The 24143-nt window shown below is 66.8% G+C and carries 20 protein-coding genes and 1 pseudogene; 12 read left to right on the top strand and 9 right to left on the bottom strand.

Translation table 11 applies throughout. From position 1 onward, the window contains the following. Window positions 1–36 precede the first annotated feature (36 nt). Genes AC56LG_RS12805 through AC56LG_RS12825 form a run of 5 tightly spaced genes read left to right on the top strand, consistent with a single transcriptional unit; the run spans window position 37 to window position 5067 of the window. Window positions 37–504: a MarR family winged helix-turn-helix transcriptional regulator gene (locus tag AC56LG_RS12805; protein ID WP_497166470.1), complete on the top strand. Its 468-nt coding sequence runs from the start codon at window positions 37–39 to the stop codon at window positions 502–504. After that, entirely contained in the window at window positions 501–2552 is a 2052-nt protein-coding gene (locus tag AC56LG_RS12810) for an FUSC family protein (RefSeq protein ID WP_497166471.1), read from the top strand. The genes AC56LG_RS12805 and AC56LG_RS12810 overlap by 4 nt, the downstream gene beginning before the upstream one ends. Beyond that, on the top strand, window positions 2549–2755 hold the full coding sequence (locus AC56LG_RS12815; protein ID WP_497166472.1) for a DUF1656 domain-containing protein: 207 nt from the start codon (window positions 2549–2551) through the stop codon (window positions 2753–2755). Before AC56LG_RS12810 ends, AC56LG_RS12815 begins: the two co-directional genes overlap by 4 nt. A gap of 3 nt (window positions 2756–2758) precedes the next feature. Then, window positions 2759–3643, top strand: a complete 885-nt coding sequence (locus AC56LG_RS12820) for an efflux RND transporter periplasmic adaptor subunit (protein WP_497166895.1) — start codon at window positions 2759–2761, stop codon at window positions 3641–3643. Then, the gene (locus AC56LG_RS12825) at window positions 3640–5067 is read left to right on the top strand and encodes an efflux transporter outer membrane subunit (protein ID WP_497166473.1); all 1428 of its coding nucleotides are present in this window, start codon (window positions 3640–3642) and stop codon (window positions 5065–5067) included. The genes AC56LG_RS12820 and AC56LG_RS12825 overlap by 4 nt, the downstream gene beginning before the upstream one ends. Before the next feature lie 276 nt (window positions 5068–5343). On the opposite strand, the gene AC56LG_RS12830 is transcribed toward AC56LG_RS12825, so the two are convergent. The 3 genes from AC56LG_RS12830 to AC56LG_RS12840 are packed head-to-tail and all read right to left on the bottom strand — an operon-like array spanning window position 5344 to window position 9111. Then, window positions 5344–7554: a xanthine dehydrogenase family protein molybdopterin-binding subunit gene (locus AC56LG_RS12830; RefSeq protein ID WP_497166474.1), complete on the bottom strand. Its 2211-nt coding sequence runs from the start codon at window positions 7552–7554 to the stop codon at window positions 5344–5346. Further along, window positions 7551–8534, bottom strand: a complete 984-nt coding sequence (locus AC56LG_RS12835) for an FAD binding domain-containing protein (RefSeq protein ID WP_497166475.1) — start codon at window positions 8532–8534, stop codon at window positions 7551–7553. The genes AC56LG_RS12830 and AC56LG_RS12835 overlap by 4 nt, the downstream gene beginning before the upstream one ends. A 10-nt stretch (window positions 8535–8544) precedes the next feature. Beyond that, window positions 8545–9111: a (2Fe-2S)-binding protein gene (locus AC56LG_RS12840; protein ID WP_497166476.1), complete on the bottom strand. Its 567-nt coding sequence runs from the start codon at window positions 9109–9111 to the stop codon at window positions 8545–8547. Window positions 9112–9284: 173 nt separating this feature from the next. Here AC56LG_RS12840 and AC56LG_RS12845 point away from each other — a divergent pair, with 173 nt between their 5' ends. Further along, window positions 9285–9707, top strand: coding sequence for a hypothetical protein (locus tag AC56LG_RS12845; protein ID WP_497166477.1), 423 nt, complete (start codon window positions 9285–9287; stop codon window positions 9705–9707). 103 nt (window positions 9708–9810) lie between these two features. On the opposite strand, the gene AC56LG_RS12850 is transcribed toward AC56LG_RS12845, so the two are convergent. The 3 genes and pseudogenes from AC56LG_RS12850 to folE all read right to left on the bottom strand — a co-directional run bounded on the left by AC56LG_RS12850 (window position 9811) and on the right by folE (window position 11560). Next, complete coding sequence (locus tag AC56LG_RS12850) at window positions 9811–10416, bottom strand: phosphatase PAP2 family protein (protein WP_497166478.1); 606 nt, start codon at window positions 10414–10416, stop codon at window positions 9811–9813. Window positions 10417–10646: 230 nt separating this feature from the next. After that, window positions 10647–10922 (bottom strand): annotated as a pseudogene (locus tag AC56LG_RS12855) (transposase); the annotation flags it as partial. Between the two features lie 71 nt (window positions 10923–10993). Then, window positions 10994–11560, bottom strand: a complete 567-nt coding sequence (folE, locus tag AC56LG_RS12860; protein WP_192054621.1) for a GTP cyclohydrolase I FolE — start codon at window positions 11558–11560, stop codon at window positions 10994–10996. A 148-nt stretch (window positions 11561–11708) separates the two neighbouring features. On the opposite strand from folE, the gene AC56LG_RS12865 reads away from it, so the two are divergent. Next, window positions 11709–12632, top strand: a complete 924-nt coding sequence (locus AC56LG_RS12865) for a hypothetical protein (protein WP_497166479.1) — start codon at window positions 11709–11711, stop codon at window positions 12630–12632. On the opposite strand, the gene nudC is transcribed toward AC56LG_RS12865, so the two are convergent. Then, entirely contained in the window at window positions 12633–13451 is an 819-nt protein-coding gene (gene nudC / locus AC56LG_RS12870; protein ID WP_497166896.1) for an NAD(+) diphosphatase, read from the bottom strand. It abuts the gene before it with no gap. Between the two features lie 311 nt (window positions 13452–13762). Between nudC and AC56LG_RS12875 the strand changes: the two genes are divergently transcribed. From AC56LG_RS12875 to AC56LG_RS12890, 4 genes are all read left to right on the top strand, one after another. Next, window positions 13763–15124, top strand: a complete 1362-nt coding sequence (locus AC56LG_RS12875; protein WP_497166480.1) for a N,N-dimethylformamidase beta subunit family domain-containing protein — start codon at window positions 13763–13765, stop codon at window positions 15122–15124. A gap of 54 nt (window positions 15125–15178) precedes the next feature. Next, entirely contained in the window at window positions 15179–16231 is a 1053-nt protein-coding gene (locus AC56LG_RS12880) for a glycosyltransferase family 9 protein (RefSeq protein WP_497166481.1), read from the top strand. A 454-nt stretch (window positions 16232–16685) separates the two neighbouring features. Continuing rightward, entirely contained in the window at window positions 16686–18470 is a 1785-nt protein-coding gene (locus tag AC56LG_RS12885; RefSeq protein WP_497166482.1) for a glycoside hydrolase family 2 protein, read from the top strand. A gap of 139 nt (window positions 18471–18609) precedes the next feature. After that, entirely contained in the window at window positions 18610–19440 is an 831-nt protein-coding gene (locus AC56LG_RS12890) for a cupin domain-containing protein (RefSeq protein ID WP_497166483.1), read from the top strand. 65 nt (window positions 19441–19505) lie between these two features. On the opposite strand, the gene AC56LG_RS12895 is transcribed toward AC56LG_RS12890, so the two are convergent. Continuing rightward, window positions 19506–20681 carry an MFS transporter gene (locus AC56LG_RS12895; protein ID WP_497166484.1) on the bottom strand — a complete coding sequence of 392 codons (1176 nt, stop codon included), beginning with the start codon at window positions 20679–20681 and terminating at the stop codon, window positions 19506–19508. A gap of 477 nt (window positions 20682–21158) precedes the next feature. Here AC56LG_RS12895 and AC56LG_RS12900 point away from each other — a divergent pair, with 477 nt between their 5' ends. Further along, the gene (locus AC56LG_RS12900) at window positions 21159–22187 is read left to right on the top strand and encodes a lysozyme inhibitor LprI family protein (protein ID WP_497166485.1); all 1029 of its coding nucleotides are present in this window, start codon (window positions 21159–21161) and stop codon (window positions 22185–22187) included. On the opposite strand, the gene AC56LG_RS12905 is transcribed toward AC56LG_RS12900, so the two are convergent. Continuing rightward, window positions 22188–24143 (bottom strand): DEAD/DEAH box helicase, encoded by a 1956-nt coding sequence (locus tag AC56LG_RS12905; RefSeq protein WP_497166486.1) that lies wholly within the window; start codon window positions 24141–24143, stop codon window positions 22188–22190.

Genomic DNA, 24143 nt, shown 5'->3' on the forward strand with positions numbered 1-24143 from the left:
GCTAAACTTTCATAATCAAACTAAAAGCCGGACCTCATGGACGCCTTCGACCAGACCCTGATCCAATTGACCGCCACGCTGACCCACGCTTCGCGCGCCTATAAATCGATGGCGGACAAGGTGGCGTCGCAGTACAGCCTGTCGCAGGCGACGGCGCTGCCAGTGCTGATCCTCGGCCGCCTCGGCCAGGATGGCGTGCGTCCCGGCGTGCTGGCCGATGCCCTCGGGCTGGAGCCGTCGTCGCTGGTGCGCGTGATCGACCTGCTGATCGAAAATGGCCTCGTCGAACGCCACGACGATCCGCAAGACCGCCGCGCCAAGCTGCTGCAGCTGACCGAAGACGGCAAGACCCGCGCCACCCAGATGGAAGCGGCGCTGATCCCCTTCCGCCGCAGCGTGTTCGACGGCCTGGCCCCGGCCGACATCGACGCCTGCCTGCGCGTGCTGACCCACGTGCAGGCGCAGATCGGCAAACCGGAGTCCACCGGAGAGAAATCGGCGTGACCTTGTTTTCGAAAAACGAGGCGCTGTTCTCGCTTAAAAGTTTTGCGGCAGCGATGCTCGCGCTCTATCTGTCGATGCGCATCGGACTGCCGCGCCCCTTCTGGGCGCTGATGACGGCGTATATCGTCGCCGCCCCCTTCGCCGGCCCGACGCGCTCGAAAGCGGTCTACCGCTTCGGCGGCACCCTGCTGGGCGCGCTGGCCACGGTGATCCTCGTGCCGCTGTTTGCGAACTCTCCCGAGCTGCTGTCGCTGGCGCTGGCCTTGTGGGTCGGCGCCTGCCTGTACGTCTCGCTGCTCGACCGCACGCCGCGTTCCTACGTGCTGATGCTGGCGGGCTACACGGCCGGGCTGATCGCCTTCCCGGCCGTGAACGACCCCGGCACCATCTTCGATATCGCGCTGGCGCGGGTCGAGGAGATCCTGCTCGGGATTACCTGCGCCACCGTGGTCCACTCGCTGTTCTTCCCGCAAGGCTTCGGTCCGGTGCTGCTGGCGCGCCTCGACCACGCGCTGCGCGACGCGCAAAGCTGGATCGCCGACGCGCTGGCGCCGGCGGGAACGGCGAATGCCCCGCTCGACCGGCGCAAGCTGGCCGGCGACATCACGGAACTGCGCATGATGGCGGTGCACATTCCCTTCGATACCTCGCACCTGCGCTGGACCGCGCACGCCATCCATGCGCTGCAGGAGCGACTCGCCGCGATGGTGCCGCTGCTGTCCGCGATCGAAGACCGCCTGAAGGCCTTGCGCGGCCTCGGTGCGAACGATGCGTCGGCGCGCTGGCGTGCGCTGCTGGGCGACATCACCGCCTGGACCGGCACCCGCAAGGGAGAGTCGCCATCGGTCACGCCCGCCACCCTGCGCGCCGCCATCGATGCGCTGACGCCGGCGCCGGCGCGCCACGCCGACTGGCGTGACCTCCTGCAGATCAACCTGGGCGCGCGCCTGCGCGCGCTGGTCGACGTCTGCGTCGACACGCAAGCGCTGCGCACCCATATCGGCGCCGGTACCGCCGGCACGCTGCCGCCGGCGGCCTACGACCTGCCGGCCGTGAAACCGCAGGCGCTGCACCTGGACCGCGGCATGGCGCTGGTCTCGGCCGCCGCCGCGGTGATCGCCACCCTGGCCGGCTGCGCGTTCTGGATTGGCACCGGCTGGCCGGCCGGCGCGGCGGTGCCGATGATGGCGGCCGTGATGTCCTGCTTCTTCGCCACCCAGGACGACCCGGTGCCTTTTATTAAGGGCTTCCTGGTGTGGACGATTTATTCGGTGCCTTTGTCCGCCTTTTATCTGCTGGCGGTGCTGCCGGCGGTCCATAGCTTCGAAATGCTGATGCTGGCCTGCGCGCCCGCCTTCCTGGTGCTCGGCGTGCTGATCGCGCGCCCGGCCACATTCGGCCGTGCCATGCCCTTCATGTTCGGCATCGCCGGCACGCTGGCGCTGCAGGACACGAATACGGCCGATGCCGCCTCCTTCATCAATTCCACGCTGGCGCAGCTGGCGGGTCTGGCGCTGGCGGTGCTGGTGATCGGCGTGTTCCGCAGCGTCGGCGCCGGCTGGACCGCACGGCGCCTGCTGCGCGCCGGCTGGGGGGAACTGGCGCAGATCGGCGACGGTCGCAATGTGCCCTCGGTGGCGGCATTCTCGGCGCGCATGGTCGACCGCATCGCCCTGCTGACCCCGCGCCTGGCGCAGGCCGGCGCCCAGCAGGATCTGCAGGCGGCCGACGCCCTGGTCGACCTGCGCATCGGCCTGAACATGACCCAGTTGCTGGCCGTGCGCGCGGAACTCGGCCGCAGCCAGGCCGCGCTGTGGGCGCTGCTGGAACATTTATCGCAGCACTTCGCAGCGCGTCCGCGTGTGGACGCGATCGAGGACGAACACTTGCTGGCCTCGATCGACAACGCCCTGCGCTCGGTCAGCGCGGTGGCCGCGTCAAGCGCGCGGCGCGATGCGCTGGCGGCGCTGGCCGGCATCCGGCGCGACCTGTTCCCGCAGGCGGCCCCCTACGAACCCTCTCCCCTTCTTGACATGGAGATCCGATGATCGGCGAAGTCAGCCTCTACGGCATTTATTTTCCACCGCTGTTATTGCTGGCCCTGCTCGCATTCGGGGTCTCGCGCCTGTGCAGCAAGCTGCTCGCGCTCACCGGCTTTTACCGCCACGTGTGGCATCCGGCGCTGTTCGATTTTTCGCTGTTCGTGATGGTGCTGGGCAGCCTGGTTTTTATTGGATCCAACTGGTTTTAAATGATGAACTTCTCTCCTAAAGCAATCGGCCGCGTCGGCATCACCATGCTCGCCGCCGCCGGCGCCATCTATGCCGGCTGGCAGCTGTGGCGCCACTACGAAATCGAACCCTGGACCCGCGATGGCCGCGTCAAAGCGTACGTGGTGCAGGTCGCGCCCGACGTCACCGGACAGGTCACGAAAGTCTTCGTGCACGACAACCAGCAGGTGAACGCCGGCGACGTCCTGTTCGAAGTCGACCGCGCGCGCTTCGAGCTGGCCCTGCGCCAGGCGCAAGCCGCAGAACAGGCGGCGCAGGCCGCGCTGAACCAGGCCCAGCGCGAAGCGCGCCGCAACGTCCAGCTGGAAGACCTGGTGGCGCAGGAAACGCGCGAACAGGGCCAGTCGCGCGTCGAACAGGCGCGCGCGGCGCTGGCGCAGGCCATCGTCAACCGCGACACGGCGCGCCTGAACCTGGAGCGCACGCGTGTGGTGTCGGTGGTCAGCGGCTCGGTCACGAACCTGGACCTGCGCGCCGGCGCCTACGTCAGCGCCAGCCATCCGGTGATGGCGCTGGTCGACCGCGGCTCGTTCTATGTCGAGGGTTATTTCGAAGAGACCAAGCTGGCGGCGATCCACCTGGGCGATCCGGTGGCCGTTTCGCTGATGGGCGCGAACAAGAAGCTCACCGGCCACGTCGAGAGCTTTGCCGAGGGGATTTCGGACCGCGACCGCAGCACCGGCACCAACATGCTGCCGAACATTAATCCGACCTTCAACTGGGTGCGCCTGGCGCAGCGCATTCCGGTGCGCGTCGCGCTCGATCCGGTGCCGCAGGACGTGCGCCTGGTGGCGGGGCAGACGGCGACGGTGCAGGTGCTGCCCAATACCGGGAAGAAGACGTCATGATGCGCCGTTCCTTTACCCTGGCGGCGCTGCCGCTGTTGCTGGCCGCCTGCGGCACCGTGGTCGGCCCGGATTACCGCGTGCCGCAGGAAGCCGCCGTGCAGCGGCCGGATGCCGCCGCGCCTTTCCTTGGCGCCGCCTCAAAACCGTTCAGCCAGCAGCCGCTGCCGGCGCAGTGGTGGCGCCTGTACCGCGACAGCACGCTCGACGGCCTGGTCGAACAGGCGTTCACGGCCAACACCGACCTGCGCGTCGCATCGGCCAACCTGGCGCGCGCCCGTGCCGTGCTGGCCGAAGCCGAGCAGTTCAAGCGGCCCGCGGTCGACGTCTCGGCCGCGCCTGCGTTTGGCCATGCGGCGGGCGCCGCCAGCGGCATCCATCACACGCTGCCCGACCACGCCAGCTACGACGCCGGCCTGCACGTATCGTATCAACTCGATTTGTTCGGCAAGCTGGCGCGCGCGGTCGAGGCGGCGGATGCCGACACCCAGGCGGCGCAGGCGGCGAGCGACCTGGCGCGCGTGACGGTCGCCGCCGAAACCACGCGCGCCTATGCCGAAGCCTGTTCGGCCGGCCAGCAGATCGCGATCGCGCGCCAGTCGGTGGCCTTGCAGGACCGGTTCGTGCAGTCGACCGCCCAGCGCGTCAAACTCGGGCGCGGGACGGCGCTCGACAACAGCCGCGCGCTGGCCCAGCGCGATCAGCTGCGCGCCGCCGTGCCGCCGCTGGAAGCCCAGCGCCGCAGCGCCCTCTACCGGCTGGCGCTGCTGACCGGCGAGACGCCGTCGCACTTTCCGCAAGCGGTGGCCGGTTGTGAACGCGCGCCGCAACTGGCCAGCGCGATCCCCGTCGGCGACGGCGCCGCCCTGCTGCGCCGCCGTCCCGACATCCGCCAGGCCGAGCGCCTACTAGCCGCCAGCAGCGCGCGCATCGGTGTCGCCACGGGCGAACTGTATCCTCAGATCAGCCTCGGCCTGTCGGCGGGCAGCACCGGTTCCTTGTCCGGCTTCGGCGAAGGCAATACGTTTCGCTACAGCCTGGGTCCGCTCATATCCTGGTCGCTGCCGTCGACCGGCACGGCGCGCATGCACATCGCCCAGGCCGAAGCGGGTACGGCGGCAGCGCTGGCGCGTTTCGACGGCGTCGTGCTGAACGCGCTGCGCGAGACCGAGACGGCGCTGAGCAACTACGCGCGCGAGCTCGACCGGAATGCGGCCCTCAAGGCGGCACGCGACCAGAGCGCGACCGCGTCGCAGCAGGCGACCAAGCTATATCGCTTCGGGCGTACCGATTTCCTGACGACGCTCGACGCCGAGCGCACGCTGGCATCGAGCGAGGCGGCGGTGTCGGCGTCGAATGCGGCGCTGGCGGCCGATCAGGTGGCGCTGTTCCTGGCGCTGGGTGGCGGCTGGGAGCAGCCCCTGTAGGGTGGGCGCCCCTGTGCCCACGCGGACATAGGCACAGAGGTAGCGTGTGCAACGATACCTGTAAGGTGGGCGGATCTTCCGCCCACGCGTTCAACAAACAGCCGCGGGTCGAAGCAGGTGCTTGTCTCTGCTCGCCAATCCGCGTGGGCACGGGGCGCCCACCCTACGAACAGCACGGTGCGTTCAAAAATTTCGACGGGCCGACGTGCGTTGAACGCGTGGGCGGGGACCCGCCCACCTTACGTCCCTGCTCTCAACGTTTCGACCTGCACACCATCACAACAATTTATCGAGCGTAATCGGCAAGTCCCGCACCCGCTTCCCGGTCGCATGGAACACGGCATTCGCCACCGCCGCGGCGACGCCGGTGATGCCGATCTCGCCGATCCCTTTCGCACCCAGCGGATTGACGTGGGGATCGTCTTCTTCCACCACCTCGACCTCGATGCGGCCGATGTCGGCATGCACCGGTATGTGGTACTCGGCCAGGTTGCCATTCACCGCCCGCCCGTTGCGCGCGTCGAACACGGTTTCCTCGAACAGCGCCATGCCGAGTCCGCCGACGATGCCGCCCATCAGCTGGCTGTGAGCGGTCTTCTCGTTCATCAGCTTGCCGACGCCATACACCCCGACCACGCGCGCCACGCGCACGGTGCCGAGCAACGCGTCGACGTGGACTTCGACGAACACCGCGCCAAACGCATGCATCGAATAATGTTGACTGGTGTCGCCGGGGTCGGCGCCCGCCATCACCTCGACCGGGCCGCTGCCGTGGCGAGATACGATCGCCGCCATCGTTTCCCGTTTGGCCGGATCGGCGCGCAGGAACAGTTCGCCATTCTGCACCTCGACATCCTCGGCCAGCGCGCCGAACAGCGGAGACTGTTCATCGGCCAGCGCGATGCCGATCAGTTTCAGGCGCAGCGCGTACCCTGCCGCCAGCACCGCCGGGCCGACGCTGGCCACCGTCGTCGAGCCGCCCGACACGGGCGCTTCCGGCAGTTTCGAATTACCCAGCTCAAAATTGACCTGCGCCACCGGCACGCCCAGCGCATCGGCGGCGATCTGCGTCATGACGGTGTACGTCCCGGTGCCGAGATCCTGCGTACTCGAGCGGAACACGGCGCTGCCGTCTGGGTGGATGGTAGCGGATGCCTTGCCCTGCGAACGGTTGGTCGGATAGGTCGCCGTCGCCATCCCGAGGCCGACCAGCTTGTCGCCCTCGGCCATCGAGCGCGGTTGCGGGTTGCGCCGGCTCCAGCCGAAACGCGCGGCGCCGGCCTCATAACACTGGCGCAGCGATTTGCTGGAGAATGGCAAATCCTTGCCGGGGTCGCGCTCGGTGTAGTTTTGCAGGCGCAGTTCCAGCGGGTCGATGCCGAGTTCATACGCCAGTTCGTCCATCGACGACTCCAGCGCGAACGAACCCGAGGCCTCGCCCGGGGCGCGCATGAAGGTCGGGGTGCCGAGGTTCATGCGCGCCAGCCGGTGCGTGGTTTCCTGGTTCGGGCTCGCGTACATCATGCGCGTCATCAGGCCGCTCGGCTCGATCCAGTCCTCGATCATCGAGGTGTAGGCGATGGTGTCGTGGGCGCTGGCGGTCAGGCGGCCGTCAAGCATGGCGGCCAGGCGCATGCGCTGGTCGGTGACCGGGCGCTGGCCGACCGGCCCGAACATCTGGGTGCGGTCGAGCACCAGTTTCACCGGCCGGTCCACCATTTTCGCCGCCATCGCGCACAGCACCACGTGCGACCACACCGACCCCTTGCAGCCGAAACCGCCGCCGACATACGGGCACAGCACGGTCACGTTTTCCGGATCGATACCGAGCGTGCCGGACACCGTCTTCTGCACGCCCTTCATGTACTGGGTCGAGTCGTACAGGGTCAGGTGCTCTCCATCCCAGGCGGCGATGGTCGCATGCGGCTCGATCGGATTGTGGTGTTCGACCGGGGTGCTGTAGGTGATGTCGATACTGGTGCTGCCCGCGAGCAGGCCCGCCTGCAGATCGCCGCGCTGGGTATCCGGCTTTTGCGTCAGCACCTTTTCCGGCTGGTGCACGTACTGCTTGGCGACCTCGAAATCGAGGCGCGCCGCCGTCGTCTCGTAGTCGATGCGCAGGCGGCTTGCCGCCTCGCGCGCGGCCTCGAAGGTCTCGGCCACGACCACCGCCACCGGCTGGTTGTTGTAGTGGACGTCGGCATCCTGCAGCAGCGACAGCACGCGCCCGATCGGGGGCGACACTTTACCGGCCTCCGTTTCGCGCGGCAGCTGCAGCACGTTTTCGTGGGTCATGACCAGCAGCACGCCTGGTACCGCTTCGGCCGCGTGCGTGTCGATCCGGCTGATGCGACCGCTCGGGACGGTGCTGGTGACGAGAAAGGCGTGGGCCAGGCCGGCGACCGGATGCTCGGCCGAATAGCGCGCACTGCCGCTGACCTTGGCCCAGCCGTCGGTACGGTTGATGGGAGCGCCGATGTTCTTCATGCCAGTCCTCCTGCGGTGCGCACTGCGCGCACGATCGCGCGCTGCGCCAGTTCGACCTTGAATGCGTTGTGCGGGAATGCCTGGGCGCTGGCCACGGCAGCCGCCGCGGCTTGGCGGATGAGGTCATCGTCCAGTGCCCGCCCGCGTAATACCTCTTCCGCCTCGACTGCACGCCAGGGCTTATGGGCGACGCCGCCCAGCACCAGGCGCAGGTCGCGCACGGCGCCGTCCTGCAGATCGAGCGCCGCCGCCACCGACACCAGCGCAAAGGCATAGCTGGCGCGGTCGCGCACTTTCAGATAATGCGAGCGGGCGAAGGTGGCGGGCGGCAGGTCGATCGCCGTGATCAGTTCGCCCGGCGCGATGACCGTATCGAACTGCGGTTCATCGCCCGGCAGGCGGTGGAACTCAGCGACCGGGAGCACGCGCTCGCCGTCGGGTCCGGCCAGGCGCACGCTGGCGCCCAACGCCACCAGCGCCACCGCCATGTCCGACGGGTTGGTGGCGATGCAGGACGGGCTGGCGCCGAGGATGGCGTGGATGCGGTTGAAACCGCCCAGCGCCGCGCAGCCGCTGCCCGGCTCGCGCTTGTTGCACTGTTTGAAATTCGGATCGGTGAAGTAGTAGCAGCGCGTGCGCTGCAGCAGGTTGCCGCCGACGGTTGCCATGTTGCGTAGCTGGGCCGAGGCGCCGTTCAGGATCGCTTCCGACAGCACCCGGTACGGTGCGCGCACCAGCGGGTGGTTCGCCGCCGCCGTGTTGCTCGCCATGGCGCCGATGCGCACGCCGCCGTCGGGCAACTGCTCGATGCCGTTCAGCGCGATGCGGCTGACGTCGACCAGGCGTGTCGGCTGTTCGACTCCGCTTTTGTACAGATCGAGCAGGTTGGTGCCGCCGCCGATGAATTTGCTGCCAGGGACACTTCCCAGTTCGATGGCATGGGCGACGTCGCGCGCCCGTTCGTAGGATATCGAATGCACGGCGTCTCCTTCAGGTTCCGGCGGCGACGCGGATCGCCGCCACGATGTTCTGGTAGGCGCCGCAGCGGCACAGGTTGCCGCTCATGCGCTCGCGGATCTCGTCGTCGGTCAGAGCGAGCGGCCGTTCGCCTTGCGTGATGCCGCTGGCCTGGCCGTCGGCGATCTCGCGCAGCAGCGCCACGGTCGAACAGATCTGGCCCGGCGTGCAATAACCGCACTGGAAACCGTCGTGGTCCATGAAGGCGGCCTGCACCGGATGCGGCGCGCCGTCCTGGCCCAGCCCTTCGATGGTGGTGATCTCGCGGCCGTCGTGCATGACGGCCAGGGTCAGGCAGGAATTGATGCGCTGGCCGTCGACCAGCACGGTGCAGGCGCCGCACTGGCCGCGGTCGCACCCCTTTTTGGTACCGGTCAGGGCCAGCCGCTCGCGCAGGGCGTCGAGCAGGCTGACGCGCGGTTCGATCAGCAACTGGTGCTCGGCGCCGTTGATGCGCAGCGTCAGCGGCTGGGGAGGAACAAAGGATGGCGCCATGGGTGCCATGGAAGTTGCCACTGCGGGCTGGTCGTCGTCTGGCATGATCTCGCTCGTGTCGGGTAAAAGACAGGATCTTGATCATCGCCGAATTCAAAATAACGCGGAGTTCGGGAGGCGGACACGCTCTCCGCCGGCAGAGTTGCGCACCAGGAAAGCCACGTTCTATACTGCCTCCCGGGCCGGCAACTGTCGCGCCGCAACCTGGAAACCAACGCATGCGCCTACCTCATCTGCTCGCTTCCCTGCTCGCGCCCTTGCTGCTCGCCGGCTGCGTCGACGACTCGGCCACGTATTACATCGACGGCAACCAGCACGCGCTGACGGTGCGCGCGCTGCAGGAATATTTCTGGAGCAAAGAGGTCACGCTCGACCTGCTGGCCTCGCGCATGCCCGATTGCCAGCGCCGCATCCCGCTCGGCGCGCTGCCGAAGGCGGACGTGGAAATCGAGTTATTTGAGTCCGGAGAAAACGTCTATACGCTGCGCGCCGGCGACGCGGCCTGGCGCGTCGAGACCGCAACGTGCAGCGAGCTGGAAGCGCCGGAACAGGTGACGGGCAAGCCGCTCGGCCTGTATCACCTGGATGAGAACAACAAGCTGGTCTTTGAAAATGCGGAGCCGGAAGCGCCGCCAAAATAAATCTGAGCGTTCGACAAGAGCCTCAGGGCAAGGCGCATCGTCGAAGACAGTACGCTAGTACGGCAAGACGATGCAACGCAGCCATGAGGGTCTTGTCGGGCGCTCAGGGCCTTAGCCAGCCGCGGGCGATGGGAGCCGCCAGCACACGGCGGTAGACAGCCTGCATCGTTGTCACCAGCAGCGCCGCCAGCGCTTCGCCGGCACGGGTGGTCACGAAGGCGGCGGCCAGGCTGGAGACGACCAGGGCGCCGACCATGTCCAGCGGCCAGTGCACCCCGAGGAACACGCGCGCCCAGGCCACCACCACGGCCAATGCCAGCAAACCCAGCCCGCAACGGCGCGCCTCGCGCAGGCGGCTCAGCGCCAATGCCAGTGCCACCGAAAACATGCTGGTCCCGTGATCGCTCGGGAACGAACTGTCCGGCGCATGGTGCAGGAAGTTCTGGCCGATCTCGAGCATGAAGGGGCGCGGATGGAACCATACCAACCCGATCAGCTTACTCATCGTCAGCGCCACCAGGGCCGCCAGCAAGGCGCGTACGGCCGCTTCGCGCTGCCCGGCGCCATGGGACCACATCAGCACCAGGCCGATCGGCACCACCAGGATGATCCATTCGGCGGCGAAGATCGCCGCATGCAGGCGCCAGCCGGCCAGCCCGGGAGCGGCATTGATCAGGGAAAACAGGAAAAGGTTCAGGTGGTCGAACATGGCGCTGGGATAAAAGGATGACAATCCTCCCAGCGTAGCTCAGCAGTTAGCACGCACGATTCGAAATCGCAACAGATTGTGACAAGACGCTGCGCGAGTCGACGGATTATTGTGAAAGATCAGCCGCCATCACTGCCGCGCCTGAACTTTTTGCCCTAGTGTCGTACAAACGCGTCGCATCCTCAGCGCGGCCGCAATAGCCGATGCAGCTGCGCCATCTCCACATCGCGCCCCAGCTTGTCGAGGGTTTGTTCGAGCAGCGTGCGCTCGCCGTCGCGCAGCATGGTCCACTGCGTAAAATATTCGTGCACGGTGCGCCAGGGCGGAAAGTCGCGCGGCAGGCTGCGCCAGGCCGCCCCCGTATGCAGGAAGTACAGCACCGCGCAGTACACGTCGTAGAGGTCGTGCTTGCGCGGACGCGTCTTGCGGCGCGCCGCCTCGAGCATGTCGCGCACGAGCGCGAATTGCTCGCGCCCGATGTCGCTGGGGAATTCGGGCCTGGCCATGTGGTTCTCCCCAAATTAGCTTTGAGGGGAAGTTCCTGAACAGGTTCCCGAGGAGGCTTACTGCTGGTCGTTTAATCCCGTGCGAGCGCCAGGAATTCCGTGCGCAGCGCCAGGTTCGGCTGCAGTTCGCCCAGCATGCACGAGGTGATCGTTTCCTCGCCTTGCGTGCGGATGCCGCGGCTTTCCATGCACATGTGGCGGCATTTCACGACCACGCCGACCGCCTTCGGTTCCAGCACTTCCATCAGCGCATTCGCGATCTGCATCGTCATGCGTTCCTGCACCTGCAGGCGCTTGGAAAAGATGTCGACCAGGCGCGTCAGCTTCGACAGGCCGACGATTTTTCCGTTCGGCAGGTAGCCAACAGTCGCCTTGCCGAAGAACGGCGCCAGGTGGTGCTCGCAATGGCTGTAGACCGGGATGCCGCGCACCACGATCAATTCGTTGTACTGCTCGGCGCCATCTTCGAACGCTTTCAGTACCGAGACCGGATCCTGGCCGTAACCGGAGGTCCAGTGTTTCCAGGCTTTACTTACGCGTGCCGGCGTTTCATGCAGGCCGGGACGGTCCGGATCTTCACCGAGGCTGGCCAGCAGCCGGCGCCAGTCGTTTTCGGTGAATGCTTCTTTGTCAGACATGGGGGAAACCTTAAAAATACGATTGCCGTCAGTATATAGAAAACGGGCCGATGGCACCGACGCCTGCCCTTTTCTTGAGCAAACCAGACTCGGCTGTTGCAGGGATGCGCTAGCGTCGATTTGTTGATCAACGCGACGGAGGCGGCCTATGTTCGGAAGCTCGGTACTGGAACTGGCAATCGGTTTGACGTTTTGTTACGGGACGGTGGCGCTGATCGTCGCCACCGTGCAGGAAGCGCTGGCGGCGGCCTTCCGCCTGCGTGCCAACACCCTGCTGGCGGGGATCAAAAGCATGCTCAACGATCCGCGCTTCACCGCGCTGGCGCAGATGGTGTACGCGCACCCGCTGGTCAATCCGCACAGCGACGGCAGGACGGCCGACGAGCGCAACCTGGCGACCCGGCCATCCTACATCGAACCGGCCTACTTCGCGATCGCACTGATCGACAGCATTCAGCACGTCCCCGGCAACTTTGCGCGCCTGGGCGCCGACATCGACGCGGTGGCCGACCCGCAGGTGCGGCGCGCTCTGCAGGGCTTATATACGCGCGCCGGCGGCGACCTCGAACGCTTCCAGGCCCTGATTGCCGGCTGGTTCGACAATGCGATGCAGCGCCTGTCGGGCAGCTATAAACGCAAGCAGTTGCTGATCTCGTTCCTGATCTCGCTGCTGCTGGCGATCCTGTTCAACATCGACAGCATCGCCCTGTTCCGCACCCTGTGGCAGCAGCCGCAACTGGCCGCCCACATCGGCGCCGCCCCGACCGTCCTCGACGCCGAAACGCTGCGCCAGCTGTGGGCGCTGCCGATCGGCTGGACCAGCTTTCCGCCCGTGCTCGACACCGCCTTCGCGCTGCAGGCGGCCGGCTGGATCGTGACCGCCTCGACCACCCTGTTCGGCGCGCCGTTCTGGTTCGACCTGTTGCAGCGCGCGGTGCAGTTGCGCAGCACCGGCACCCGTCCCGATGCCGCTGCTCCGGTCCAGGTGCAGGTGGCGGCATCGAGCAGCGGCAGCATGCCCGCGGCAATCGAGGTGCGTACGACGCCGGCGCTGCCGGCGGTGACGAACTGACTATCTTCCCGGTGGCCGGTGCGCGTCGACCAGCACGCTTGAAACTGAAATGTGCGGCACGCGTTCCGGCCATTCGTCGTTCGGGCCGAACCAGCGCGCTTCGGCGATTTCCGTCGGGTCGACGCGGATTTCTCCACCTGCATAGTCCGCCGTAAAGGCGATCATCAGCGAATGCGGGAAGGGCCAGGACTGGCTCGCGAAATACTGCAGGTTCGTCACCTGCAGCCCCACCTCTTCATACACCTCGCGGTGGATCGCTTCCTCGATCGATTCTCCCGCTTCCAGGAATCCGGCCAGCGGCGTGAAGCGTTTAGCGGGCGACGCCACGTGCATTGCCATCAGGTAGGCGTCGCCCTTGCGGATCAAGACCATCATCGCTGGAGAAATACGCGGGTAGGCCAGGTGGCCGCAATGGGCGCACTTGAAACTGCGCTCGTGCGCCACGCGCGCCATCGGCTGGCCGCAAGCGCCGCAGAAGCGGTGCGTGCGCGCCCATTCAGCGATCTGCGCCGCGCGCCCGGCCAGGCCCAGCATCGATTCGTCGAAATCCCCGAATAGCGAGCGCAGGCCGCGCCAGGCATAGCCCTGCGGCAGTTCCTCGCTTTCCAGCCAGCCGGCCTGGCAGTAGCGCTCGCCCAGCAGACCGACCGGCTGCACGTTGGCCGGGTTCAGTCCCAGCGCGGCCAGGGTGGCGGCGTCGGGCAATGCCGGGTCGGCTTCGCGCAGCAGCAGCCGTCCGCCGTGGAAGATGAAGCTGAGCGGGTCGGCATGGTCTTGCGGCGCCATCAGCGGCGTGAAGGTCGAGGGCGTTTTCAGCATGGTCGGGTCGTCGGTAAAAATCGGTGCCCCATCATACCGCGCGTGGCGCCGCTGTGTTCGGTGCACGCCATCTCCTGTACTGCTGACCCTGGCACATTTCCTCAGACCGTTTTTAGCGTCCGAGGTTTCCTGATTCTTCATTCCATCCAACCTGCGTCAGCCGCGTTTGGCGTGCCGAACTAACGGCAACTCATCCTGCTCAAAGATGGACGTATTGCTGCGCCAGATCAGGAGGAGACGATGGAGTTGATACCCGTCACGGAGCGCCGCCAGCTCATGCGGTACATGCGTCCGCCTGCCGCGGAGGCAGCATGATCCGCGCCTATCCCGGCCGCGCCAGCGTGCTGCCCGGCGAACGCCTGGTGCTGCGCGTGGCCACCGACAGCGCGCGCTTTCGCGTGCACTTCTATCGCTGGCACGATGGCTTCGAGGCCATGCACAGCTCGTCCTGGCAAGCCGGCGAACGTGCGCGCGAACGCGGCGCCGGCGACGACTGGGACTGGCCGCCCTACGAATTTCCCGTGCCGTCCCACTGGCGTTCCGGCGTCTACATCGCCCATTTCGAAGAAGCCGAAGGCAAGCGCCCGCTGTCGCTCGCGCTTGCTTCGTCCGCCGCCCTGTTCGTGGTGCGCGGCCGGCGCCATGGCGGCATGCTGTATAAACTGCCGCTCTCGACCTGGCACGCCTACAACCTCAGTGGCGGCGGCTGCTTCCAGCGCAATCCGCCGGCCTCGAACGACCCGCCCGGTTCGCGCGTGTCCCTGCAGCGGCCCGGCGGCGGCATCGGCGGCCCGGCCTGGGGCGCGCCCGACCATTACGACACCGCCACCCGACGCCACAGCTTCGCCCACTGGGATGCGCGCTTCATTCGCTGGCTGGCGCGCCAGGGCTATACCCCGGAATTCTGCACCGACCTCGACATCGACGCCGATCCCGGCCTGGCGCTGCGCTACCGGCTGCTGGTGGCGGCCGGGAACGATGAATACTGGACGGCGCCGGCGCGCGCCGCGGTCGAAGATTTCATTGCCGCCGGCGGAAATGCGGCCTGGTTTGCCGCCCGGCTGTGCTGGTGGCGCGTGCACCTGGTCGACGGCCGCTTCCTGGTCTGCCACCAGGGTGGCGCACGCGCCGCATATGCCCATGACCGCTGGTGGCCGATGCACGGCGCCGGGCAGCCCGAAGACCGTCTCGGCGGCGTCAGCCACCGCCACGGCGGCAGCTGGCGCGACGGCCCGCGCCAGACCGGGGGCTTCATCGTCCAACAGCCGGAGCATTGGGTGTTCGCCGGCACGGGTTTACGCCGCGGCGCCGCTTTTGGCGCCGATACCTGGCCGCCGCTGGCCGGCTATGCCTGCGACGGCGTGCCGCTCGACAGCTTCGAACGCACGGGTGGACGCGCGCTGCTGTCGGCCTGGGCGGATGAAGACGGCACGCCCGACGGCTACCAGCTGCTGGCCGCCTGTCCGCTCGATTGCCGCTGGCAGGAGCTGCCGGCGCGTGCCCGCCATGCGGCCGGCGAAGGCGTGCACGCGGCGGCGCTCGGCCTGTTCGAACGCGGCGGCACCGTCTTCGCCGCCGGGACCAGCGACTGGGCGCAGGTACTGGCCGACGGCCGCGACCGCACGGTCGAGCGCATCACCCGCAATGTTCTCGACCGCCTGCTGCGGCATTGAACCGCGCTTTTCGCCATGACCACCAACTTGCGACCGCATCCCAAGGAGGAAACCGTGTCCCGGCGTCCGCTCCTGCACCGACTCGAGGTCGACTCCGTCGTCGTGTTCCGCGCGCTGCACCTGGGCGACATGCTGTGCGCCGTGCCGGCCCTGCGCGCGCTGCGCGCTTCGCTGCCCAAAGCCCGCATCACGCTCGTCGGCCTGCCCTGGGCGCGCCAGTTCGCGCGCCGTTTTCATCACTACATCGACGACTTCGTACCCTTTCCCGGCCATCCGCTGCTGCCCGAACAGGAGACGCGCCACGACGAGCTGACGCCCTTCTATGCCGGCCTGTGCACGCGCGGCTTCACGCTGGCGCTGCAGTTGCACGGCAATGGCGTGGTTACCAACGAGATCGTGGCCGGCTTCGGCGCCCGGGCGATGGCCGGCTACTGCGCCGGCAAGGCGGTCAGCACCGAGCGCACGGTGCTGTTCCCGTATCCGGAAGTCGGGGCCGAGCCCGACCGCCTGCTGCGCCTGGTCGAACGGCTGGGCGCCAGCGCCGCCGGCGATTACCTCGAATTCCCGCTGGCGCCGGAAGACCGGCAAGAGCTCGAGGCGAGCGGCATCGCCGCCGGCCTCGTCCCCGGCAATTACATCTGCGTCCATCCGGGCGCAAAGAAGCGTGACCGGCGCTGGCCGCCGCAGCGCTTCGCCGAAGTGGCCGACCGCCTGGCCGCCGAATTCGGCGTCGGCGTCGTGCTCACCGGGACCGCCGACGACGCCGAGCTGGTGGGCGAAACGGCAAGCCACATGCAGGCACGCGCGGTGAATGCGGCCGCGCCGATCTCGATCGGCGCGCTGGCGGCGCTGATGAAAAATGCGCGCCTGCTGCTCTGCAACGACACCGGCGTGTCGCACGTCGCCGCTGGCCTGCGCCTGAAAAGCGTGGTCATTTTCAGCCGCGCCGACATCGCACGCTGGGCGCCGCTCGACCGCGACAAGCACCGCTGCATCTGGGACCCGGATGCGCAGCGTTCCGCGGCGGTGCTGCAGCATGCGCGGGCGCTGCTGGCGGGGACAGATCCGAACCGGCAGCGCCGGGCGGGGTTGTGGCCGTATTTTTGATGTTGATGTGCAGCCGTAGGTGGAGCTGTTGCTTGTCGCGTTATTAGTATGGTTGATCCGCATGGGCACGAGTGCCCATCTTACGGACACGTTATCGATGAGGGGGTTGCGGGAGCTTTGCCACGAACGGTGACCGTAGAGGTTGTGAAAAAATTGTCAGGGCAAGGGATACGGCCGCCCGGCGCCGAGTCGAAGACAGTACGAGGGTACGGCGAGACGAGGCAACGCAGCCATGGCGATTTTTTCACAACCTCGTAGGGTGGGCTCCGCCCACGCGGATCAACCATACCGATAACGCGACAGGCAACAGCCCCACAAAAACCCGATGCCCCCCTCTAAAAATACTTGTCGCACGCCGGCGACATCGCGCGATTTTCCGGCACTTCGGGCGTAGACTTTTCTTCAAAGCGCACACCAACAGCAGTCCCCGCCACCACCACGTTTCACCCACATCATGCGCAATCTTGACACCCCCAGCACGCCCCATCCGCGTCCGCAGATGGTACGTCCGCAGTGGGCCAGCCTCGACGGCTGGTGGGAGTTCGCCTTCGACGATGCCAACGCCGGCTTGTCCGAGCGCTGGTTCGACGGCCGCGAACTGCCCCAGCGGATCCTGGTCCCCTTCCCCTATCAATCCACGACGTCCGGCATCGGCAGCCGCGAGATCCACGAAATCATGTGGTACAGCCGCAGCGTCGACATTCCTCCGGACTGGAACAGCGGCGCCCTGCTGCTGCACTTCGGCGCCGTCGACTACCGCGCCGACGTCTGGGTCAATGGCCGCGTGGCGGGCCGCAACCGCGGCGGCCACGTGCCCTTCTCGTTCGACATCGCGCCATATTTAAAACCGGGTACCAACCGCATCACGGTGCGCGTGGAAGACCGCCAGGACCCGTACCAGCCGCGCGGCAAGCAGTCGTCGTCCGGCACGCCGGTGCGCATCTATTACTACTGCACCAGCGGGATCTGGCAGAACGTCTGGCTCGAACCGGTCGCCGCCCTGCGCATCGACTACCTGCGCATCCTCGAAGCGAAGCCCGACGGCACCCTGGCGCTGAACGTGCACCTGCACGGCCCGTCGCGCGACTGGGAAGCCGAACTCGACGTGCTCGACGGCCTCGATTCGGAGACGATCTGCGTCCAGGCGCGCAGCGAAAGCCGCGGCGCCGTGCTGCGCCTGCAGGTGCAGGTGCCCGATCCGCGCCCGTGGTCGCCGCATGACCCGCACCTGTACAAATTGCGGGTGCGCCTGCTGCACCGCGGGCAGATGGTCGACAGCGTCGAATCGTATGCCGGCCTGCGCTCGATCGAACTCAAGGACGGCTGGTTCCACCTGAACGGCGAGCGCATGTTCCTGCTGATGGCGCTCGACCAGGGCTACTGGCCCGACACGCTGCTGGCCGCGCCGAACGACGAAGCCTTGCGCGACGACGTCGCCTGGGCCAAGCGTTTCGGCTTCAACGGCGTGCGCAAGCACCAGAAGATCGAACACGAGCGCTGGCTGTACTGGTGCGACCGGCTCGGCCTGATGGTGTGGGAAGAAATGCCGAACGCGCGCTCCTGGTCCGAGGAATCGGAAGAACGGCTCGAGATCGAGTGGCTGCGCGCCGTGATGCGCGACGCGAACCACCCGGCGATCGTGGCCTGGGTGCCGGTGGTGGAAAGCTTCGGCTTTCCGGAACTGGTGCGCCACCCGCACCAGCACGATTTCCTCGAACGGATGGTGGCGCGCACGCGCCTGGTCGATGCGACCCGTCCCGTCATCGACAACGACGGCTGGCAGCACACGGACGTCACCGACGTCTGCACCATCCACGATTACTCGCACCCGGTCGAGAAGCTGCTGGAACGCTATGCCGGCACCCTGCAGACCGGCCTGCCGCCGCCGGCCACCTGGGTCAAGGGCCGCAACCTGTTCCTGGAAGGGACCCAGTACCGCGGCCAGCCGATCGTGTTTTCGGAAGTCGGCGGCTACCTGATGGCGCCCGACCGGCCCGAGCGGCGGCGCGACCGTTTATATGACCATTACGGCAACGTGCAGGACGAGGACGAACTGGCGCAGCGCTATTGCCGCCTGATGGAGGGTCTCGCCTCGCTGCCCTTCCTTGCCGGGCTGTGCTACACCCAGCTGACCGACGTCGAGCACGAACAGAACGGCCTGTTGACGGCCGCACGCGTGCCGCGCCTGCCGCCGGAACAGGTCGCCGCGTTGCACCGCCGGCTGTGGCCAAACGCGTAGACCGGCCATGGGCCGGGATTCGTCAACTCGAGCAGTGGAATGATCGGTTTGGCAACGACTCTCAACAATTTCGTCAATTCGCTTCCTAAAAAATAGCAGATCGTCCAGAATAGGCTGCCTATCCTCACACATGGAGCTTATGGACAAGATCTCGTCGCTGGTCGGCCGCTACTCGTTTCGTGCCCGTGTCTTTTTCAATGGGGTGTTTTGCGAGTCGAATACTTTTGCCGAGAATAAATCGGCCGGGCAGCTGCACCTGGTGCGCAAGGGCCCGGTCGTGTTCCGCCACGAGGGTGCGCCGCCGCTGCGGATCGACCAGCCGGCGATGGTGTTTTATCCGCGCGGCACGGCCCATGTACTGGAGGTGCCCGACGGCGCCAGCGCTACCCTGCTGTGCGCCCACATCTGCTTCGAGGATGGCGGGGATAACCCGCTGGCGCGCGCCCTGCCCGCCTGCCTGTACCTGCCGCTGGCCGGCATGCCGGCGCTCGGGCACACGCTGGAGCTGCTGTTTGCCGAAGCGGCCGGCAAGGAGCAGGGGCGCGACGTCATCCTCGACCGCCTGTGCGACGTGCTGATGATCCAGGTGCTGCGCCACGAATTCGAAACCGGCACCCTGTCGATCGGTTTACTGGCCGGCCTGGCCGACCGCCAGCTGGCGCCGGCACTGGGAGCGATCCACGCGCGCCCGCATGAACCCTGGCAGCTGGAGACGCTGGCGCGCGAAGCCTGCATGTCGCGCGCGCGCTTTACGGAGCATTTCAGGAACGTGGTTGGCATGCCGCCCGGCGAATACCTGACGCGCTGGCGCATCGGCATCGCACAGAATTTATTAAGGAAGGGAATGCCGGTGAAGGTGGTCAGCAGCCAGGCCGGCTACACCAGTGCGCCGGCATTCACGCGGGCGTTCACGGCATTGGTTGGCGTGTCGCCACGGCAGTGGCTGAAGGAGAGCGTGCCGGCCATGTGACCGGTACGGTGAAATGAACGACGCCGGCAAGCGCCGGCGTCGGAAACAACGGGATTACGCAGGGATTACTTCAGCAAACGGGTACGGCTGGCAACGAAGGCGATCAACAGCGACAGGCCGCCCACATAACCGATCGCCATTTGCATGCCGACGTGGTGGGCGATGGCGCCGATCACCGGCGGGCCCATCAGGGTGCCGCTGTAGGCCATGCTGGCGACACCGGCCAGGGCGACCGGGCCCTGGGCGCCGGCGGCGCTGAACACGAACGGGAACAGCAGCGACAGGCCGAGACCGGCGACCGCGAAGCCGGCCAGTGCGACATAGGCGTTCGGCGACAGCACGGCGAAGAACAGGCCGGCGCTCGACACCAGCGCGCCGGTGGTGACCAGGCGCTGGGCGCCGAAGCGTGCTTTCAGTTTGTCGCCGACCAGGCGCGACATGAGCATCATCGCCGAGAAGCAGGTCAGGGCCAACGGCGCCAGGCCGTCGGTCGCGCCGAAGTGTTCTTTCAAGAACACGCCGCTCCAGTCGGCGATGCTGCCTTCCGACATCGAACCGAGGAAACCCAGCAGGCCCAGCAGTGCCATCGGACCGCGCGGCAGTGCGAACTTCTTCTTTTCGACCTTCTCGACCGCGTCATCGGCGTCGAGCATGCTGTAGGCGCCGTACAGGGCCAGGGCCAGCGGAATGGCGACCATCACGAAGTGGGTGGCAGGGGCGATTTTCAGGCTGCCCATCAGGCTGCCCAGGGTGGCGCCGACCAGGCCGCCGGCGCAAGCCAGGCCGTGCAGCATCGACATTTCCGATTTGCCGGTCTGCTTTTCGCGCTTCGAAGCGGCGGCGTTCATGGCCACGTCGTAGGTGCTGGCGGTGATGCCGAGCATCAGCACGGCCATCATCAGGCGCGACACGGTCGGCGCCATGCCGATCGACACCAGCACGCCCAGCAGGGCCAGGCCGGAGATCAACAGCGATTTACGAGCACCGAAACGGCCCATCAGGAACGACGAAATCGGGAACGACAGCAGCGCGCCGACGCCGCCGCACAGCAGCACCATCGACAGGGCCGAGTGCAACACGTGCACGCGCTCGGCCAGGGCCGGGATGCGGCCGGCCCACGAGCCCATGATCACGCCGAACAGGGCGAACATGATGGGCAGCGCATATTGTTGTGCCTGGGCGAGAACCGAGCTGCGCGACGACAGGATCGGGGCGGGGACAGCGGTAACAGAGGTGTGCATTATTTCTAAACCGAGAAATGTAAGCCTGAGCTTCAGTGCTGTCCGAGAGGCTCCACTCTTCGGAACAGCGTCGGAACGTTGGCGTCTTTGCGACTGCTCTGCCGTTCGTAACTGGCTGCTAACAGGGGGGTAAAGTACAAACGCCAACCGTATGTTGGTTGGCGTCAAGAAGTGATGGGTGGCAATTCTACGCAAACGAAACGCGTTTTTGTTTTCCGTACGGAAAAAATTTATGCCCGTTGCGTGGTGTTCACAGTCGAACTAACAAGTAGTTGATAGAGGTGTACGAGCTATTTGCGGACATGCATGGAAATCGCGTTAAAGCCGTTACGGAGTGTAAATTTTCTTGTTGCGAGAGAGCGGCACGACGCAATTCGACTGCCACCCGGCGAAATACAATTGCGCCACCTCACCACTGGCGGCATCCGCCCACGGTAGCGTTAAAGATTCCAACAGGAAACTTTTGAGGAGAACGCAATGCCCCGTGCGATTTGGCCGTTTTTACTTACGAGCTTGCTCGGCATCGCTGCCCAGGCTGCGCCTTATCCGAACGTGTATGGTTCGCCGCCGGAAGTGCTGCGCAGTAGCGACTGGTACCGCCAATGCCTGCGCGTCAAACACGAACAACCGCGGCAGATGGTTGATACCAGGGTCAGCGCAGGCACACGCTGCGACGCCTCCGCCCTGTACTACGACACCCTGAATCATCCGGAAGCGAATAAAGCCGACTGGCAGCGCGTGCACGCCTGCGCCGTGCGCACGGAGGCGCATGGCGTGCTGATGATGCTGTATGCGAACGGCGCCAGCGGCGTTCCGCAGTTCGACCTGGCGTTAAAGCATGCCTGCAGCATCCAGAGTCCGGTCGACGAGATGCGCAGTCGGGTCGAGCACGTCCGGCGCCGCGCCAGCGGCGACGACCGCGCGGCGATCGACGTCTGCGACGATGCCAGCACCGACATGCGCAGCCGCTGCGCGGCGGTGCGCGAACGCCAGCGCGACAAATCGCGCAGCAACCAGCTGGCGGCGCTGGCGCAAGGCTGGCATGCCAAGGAACAGCTGGGCCTGGAGATGGCGACCAAGGCCGCCCATTACTTTGCCCAGCACCGGGTCGATTACGAAACCGATGCCGGCAGCAGCGCCACGCGCACGCTGCAGCTCGACGTCCAGGCGGCCGAACTCGACCAGTTCGCCGACGACGTGCTCGCGGCCGAGGCGGGCAAGGCGCCGCGCTTCACCGAAGCCGAGTTCGACAGCCTGGAACAGAAGATGAACGCGATCTACCGCCAGTTCATGCTGAACCGTCCGGCCAGCAGCTCGTATCTCGGCACGATCCGCAAGAGCGGCGTCGAAAAGGCGCAGCGTGCCTGGCTGGCCTACCGCGATGCGATGGAATTGTATGGGTCGATCCGCCACCCGCAGGTGCCCGGTTCCGGCTGGCGCGCCCAGCTCACCGCGCGCCGTTTAAAACAGCTCACGGAGCTCGACAACGCCGCGGCCGGCCGGTAGTCACGGCGGCGCCCGGAACAGCGGCAGCACGTCGGCCGGCACGTCGTCGGTGCTGAGCATCACCAGGCGGTGGCTGGCGCGGGTCATCGCCATGTACAGCTTGCGGGCATCGGCTTCGCGCGCGCCACCCTCCACACCTTCGCCTGCCGTCAGCAGGCTTTCCATCCCCAGCAGGAACACGGCGCCGCCTTCGAGGCCGGTCGCCGTTTCCAGGTTCGCCAGGCGCAGGTAGTCGGGACCGTAGCCGGCGGGCGGCTGCTTTTTATCCTTGTTCAGCCACCAGACGCGGTTGGCGCCGAGCGCGGCGCATAGTCGCTGGTACAGCAGCAGTTTAGGCGTGTCGCTGCCGTAGATGACGAGGAAGCTCGACAGCGGCAAGCCATGCCGTTCGACCAGCGCCACGATCTCGTTGATGGCGCGGTCGACCGCATCCTGCGGCGTATCGACGCGCAGCAGGATCGGCGCGGCGCCCTCCTCCATATCGGTAAAATCCGGTTCCAGGTAATGCTCGGGATCGGCCTGCACGGCGCGCGCCAACAAGGTGCCGGCGCTGTGCAGGATCGCCTGCGTGGTGCGGTATGAACGCAGCAGTTTTTTGGTGCGCCCGGCCACGTCGAGCCCGGCGTTGCGCCAGCTGAGGCGGCTCTTCATGAAACCCTGGTTCGGGTCGGCGCACAGGAACAGGCGTCCCTGCGGGCGCAGTGCCAGTTTCACCGTATGGAACCAGGAAGGCGCAAAGAACTGCGCTTCGTCGACCAGGATGTGTTCGTAGCGCTCCAGGGCGCCGTGCGCGGGTGCGCGGCAGACCTCATAGGCGACCGCGCTCCACATGCGCAAGCCGTCGGCGTGCAGCGCCGTGGTGACCGCCTCGAACAGGTTCCAGGTGTCGTGGCGCTCTTTGGCGCGCAGCGAAAAACCGCGGCCGGCGCGGCTGGTGTCCATGTATTCGGCTTCGCTCGTGACCAGCATCTCGTTGAGGAAATCGAATTCCTCGATCAGTTGGCGTTCCCCCAGTTTCAGGTCCGGCCAGCCCCCGCGCAGGCGAGCAACCAGCTGTGGCAGGTATGCCGGGTCAGGCGGCATCGCCAGCGGCGCATGGAACAGGCGGCGCCACTGGCGGTGGATCCAGGCGGAATAGGTCGTGATCTCGAGATTGGCCGGCACGCGGCCGTGCGCGCGGTGCAGGCGTTCGCGGATGTCGGCCACGATCGGCGTGTTGTGGATCAGGACCAGCACACGCTCGCGCGGGTGCATCTCGGCCAGCAGCAAGGCGCGGCTCAAGGCAATCAAGGTCTTGCCGCTGCCGGCGACGCCGTTCACCAGGCGCACGCTGAGGTCGGTGGCGACCTGGGCCTGCTCGTCGGGCAGTTCCAGATCGAGCTTGCTGGCCCATTCCTGCTGCGGATCGAGGAACAGCGCCAGGCTGGCGCCATTGCTGCGCCTGAAACGCTTGCGCGCCGCGGTCGGCAGCGGAATGCCGGACTCGGGAAAGAAGCGCGTGCGCAGCGCCTCTTCCTCGTCAGCGGCAAGGGGCCGCTGCAATGCCGCCAGCCGCGCCGCGCCTTCGGCAAAGCGTTCGCGCGCCAGCAGGTGCAGGTTGGCGACGTCGAGCTGGCCTGCGAATGCGGTGGCTTGCGCGTCGGTGCAACTCCACAGCACCAGCAGCAGCGGCAGCGCGTCTGGCAGCGCGGCGCGCCATGCCCGCAACTGGGCGTCGAAGGCGGCGCGCGTTTCGCTGGCGAACAGTTGATTGGCATCGAGTCCGTCGAAAGGCGTGTCGACCACGGCCAGCGCCAGCCAGCCGCGGTCGGCGTGTTCGATGAACAGGTCCGGCGCCGCGGCCTCGTCGCGCAGGGGCTTGCGGACGATGTAAGCGTCGTCCAGACCATTCAGCACGCGCCGCTGCTGCAGCTGGCGGCCGCTCGCGCGCGTCCATTCGGGAATGAAGAGGGCCAC

Source organism: Telluria sp. ZB2R32 (assembly GCF_059685715.1).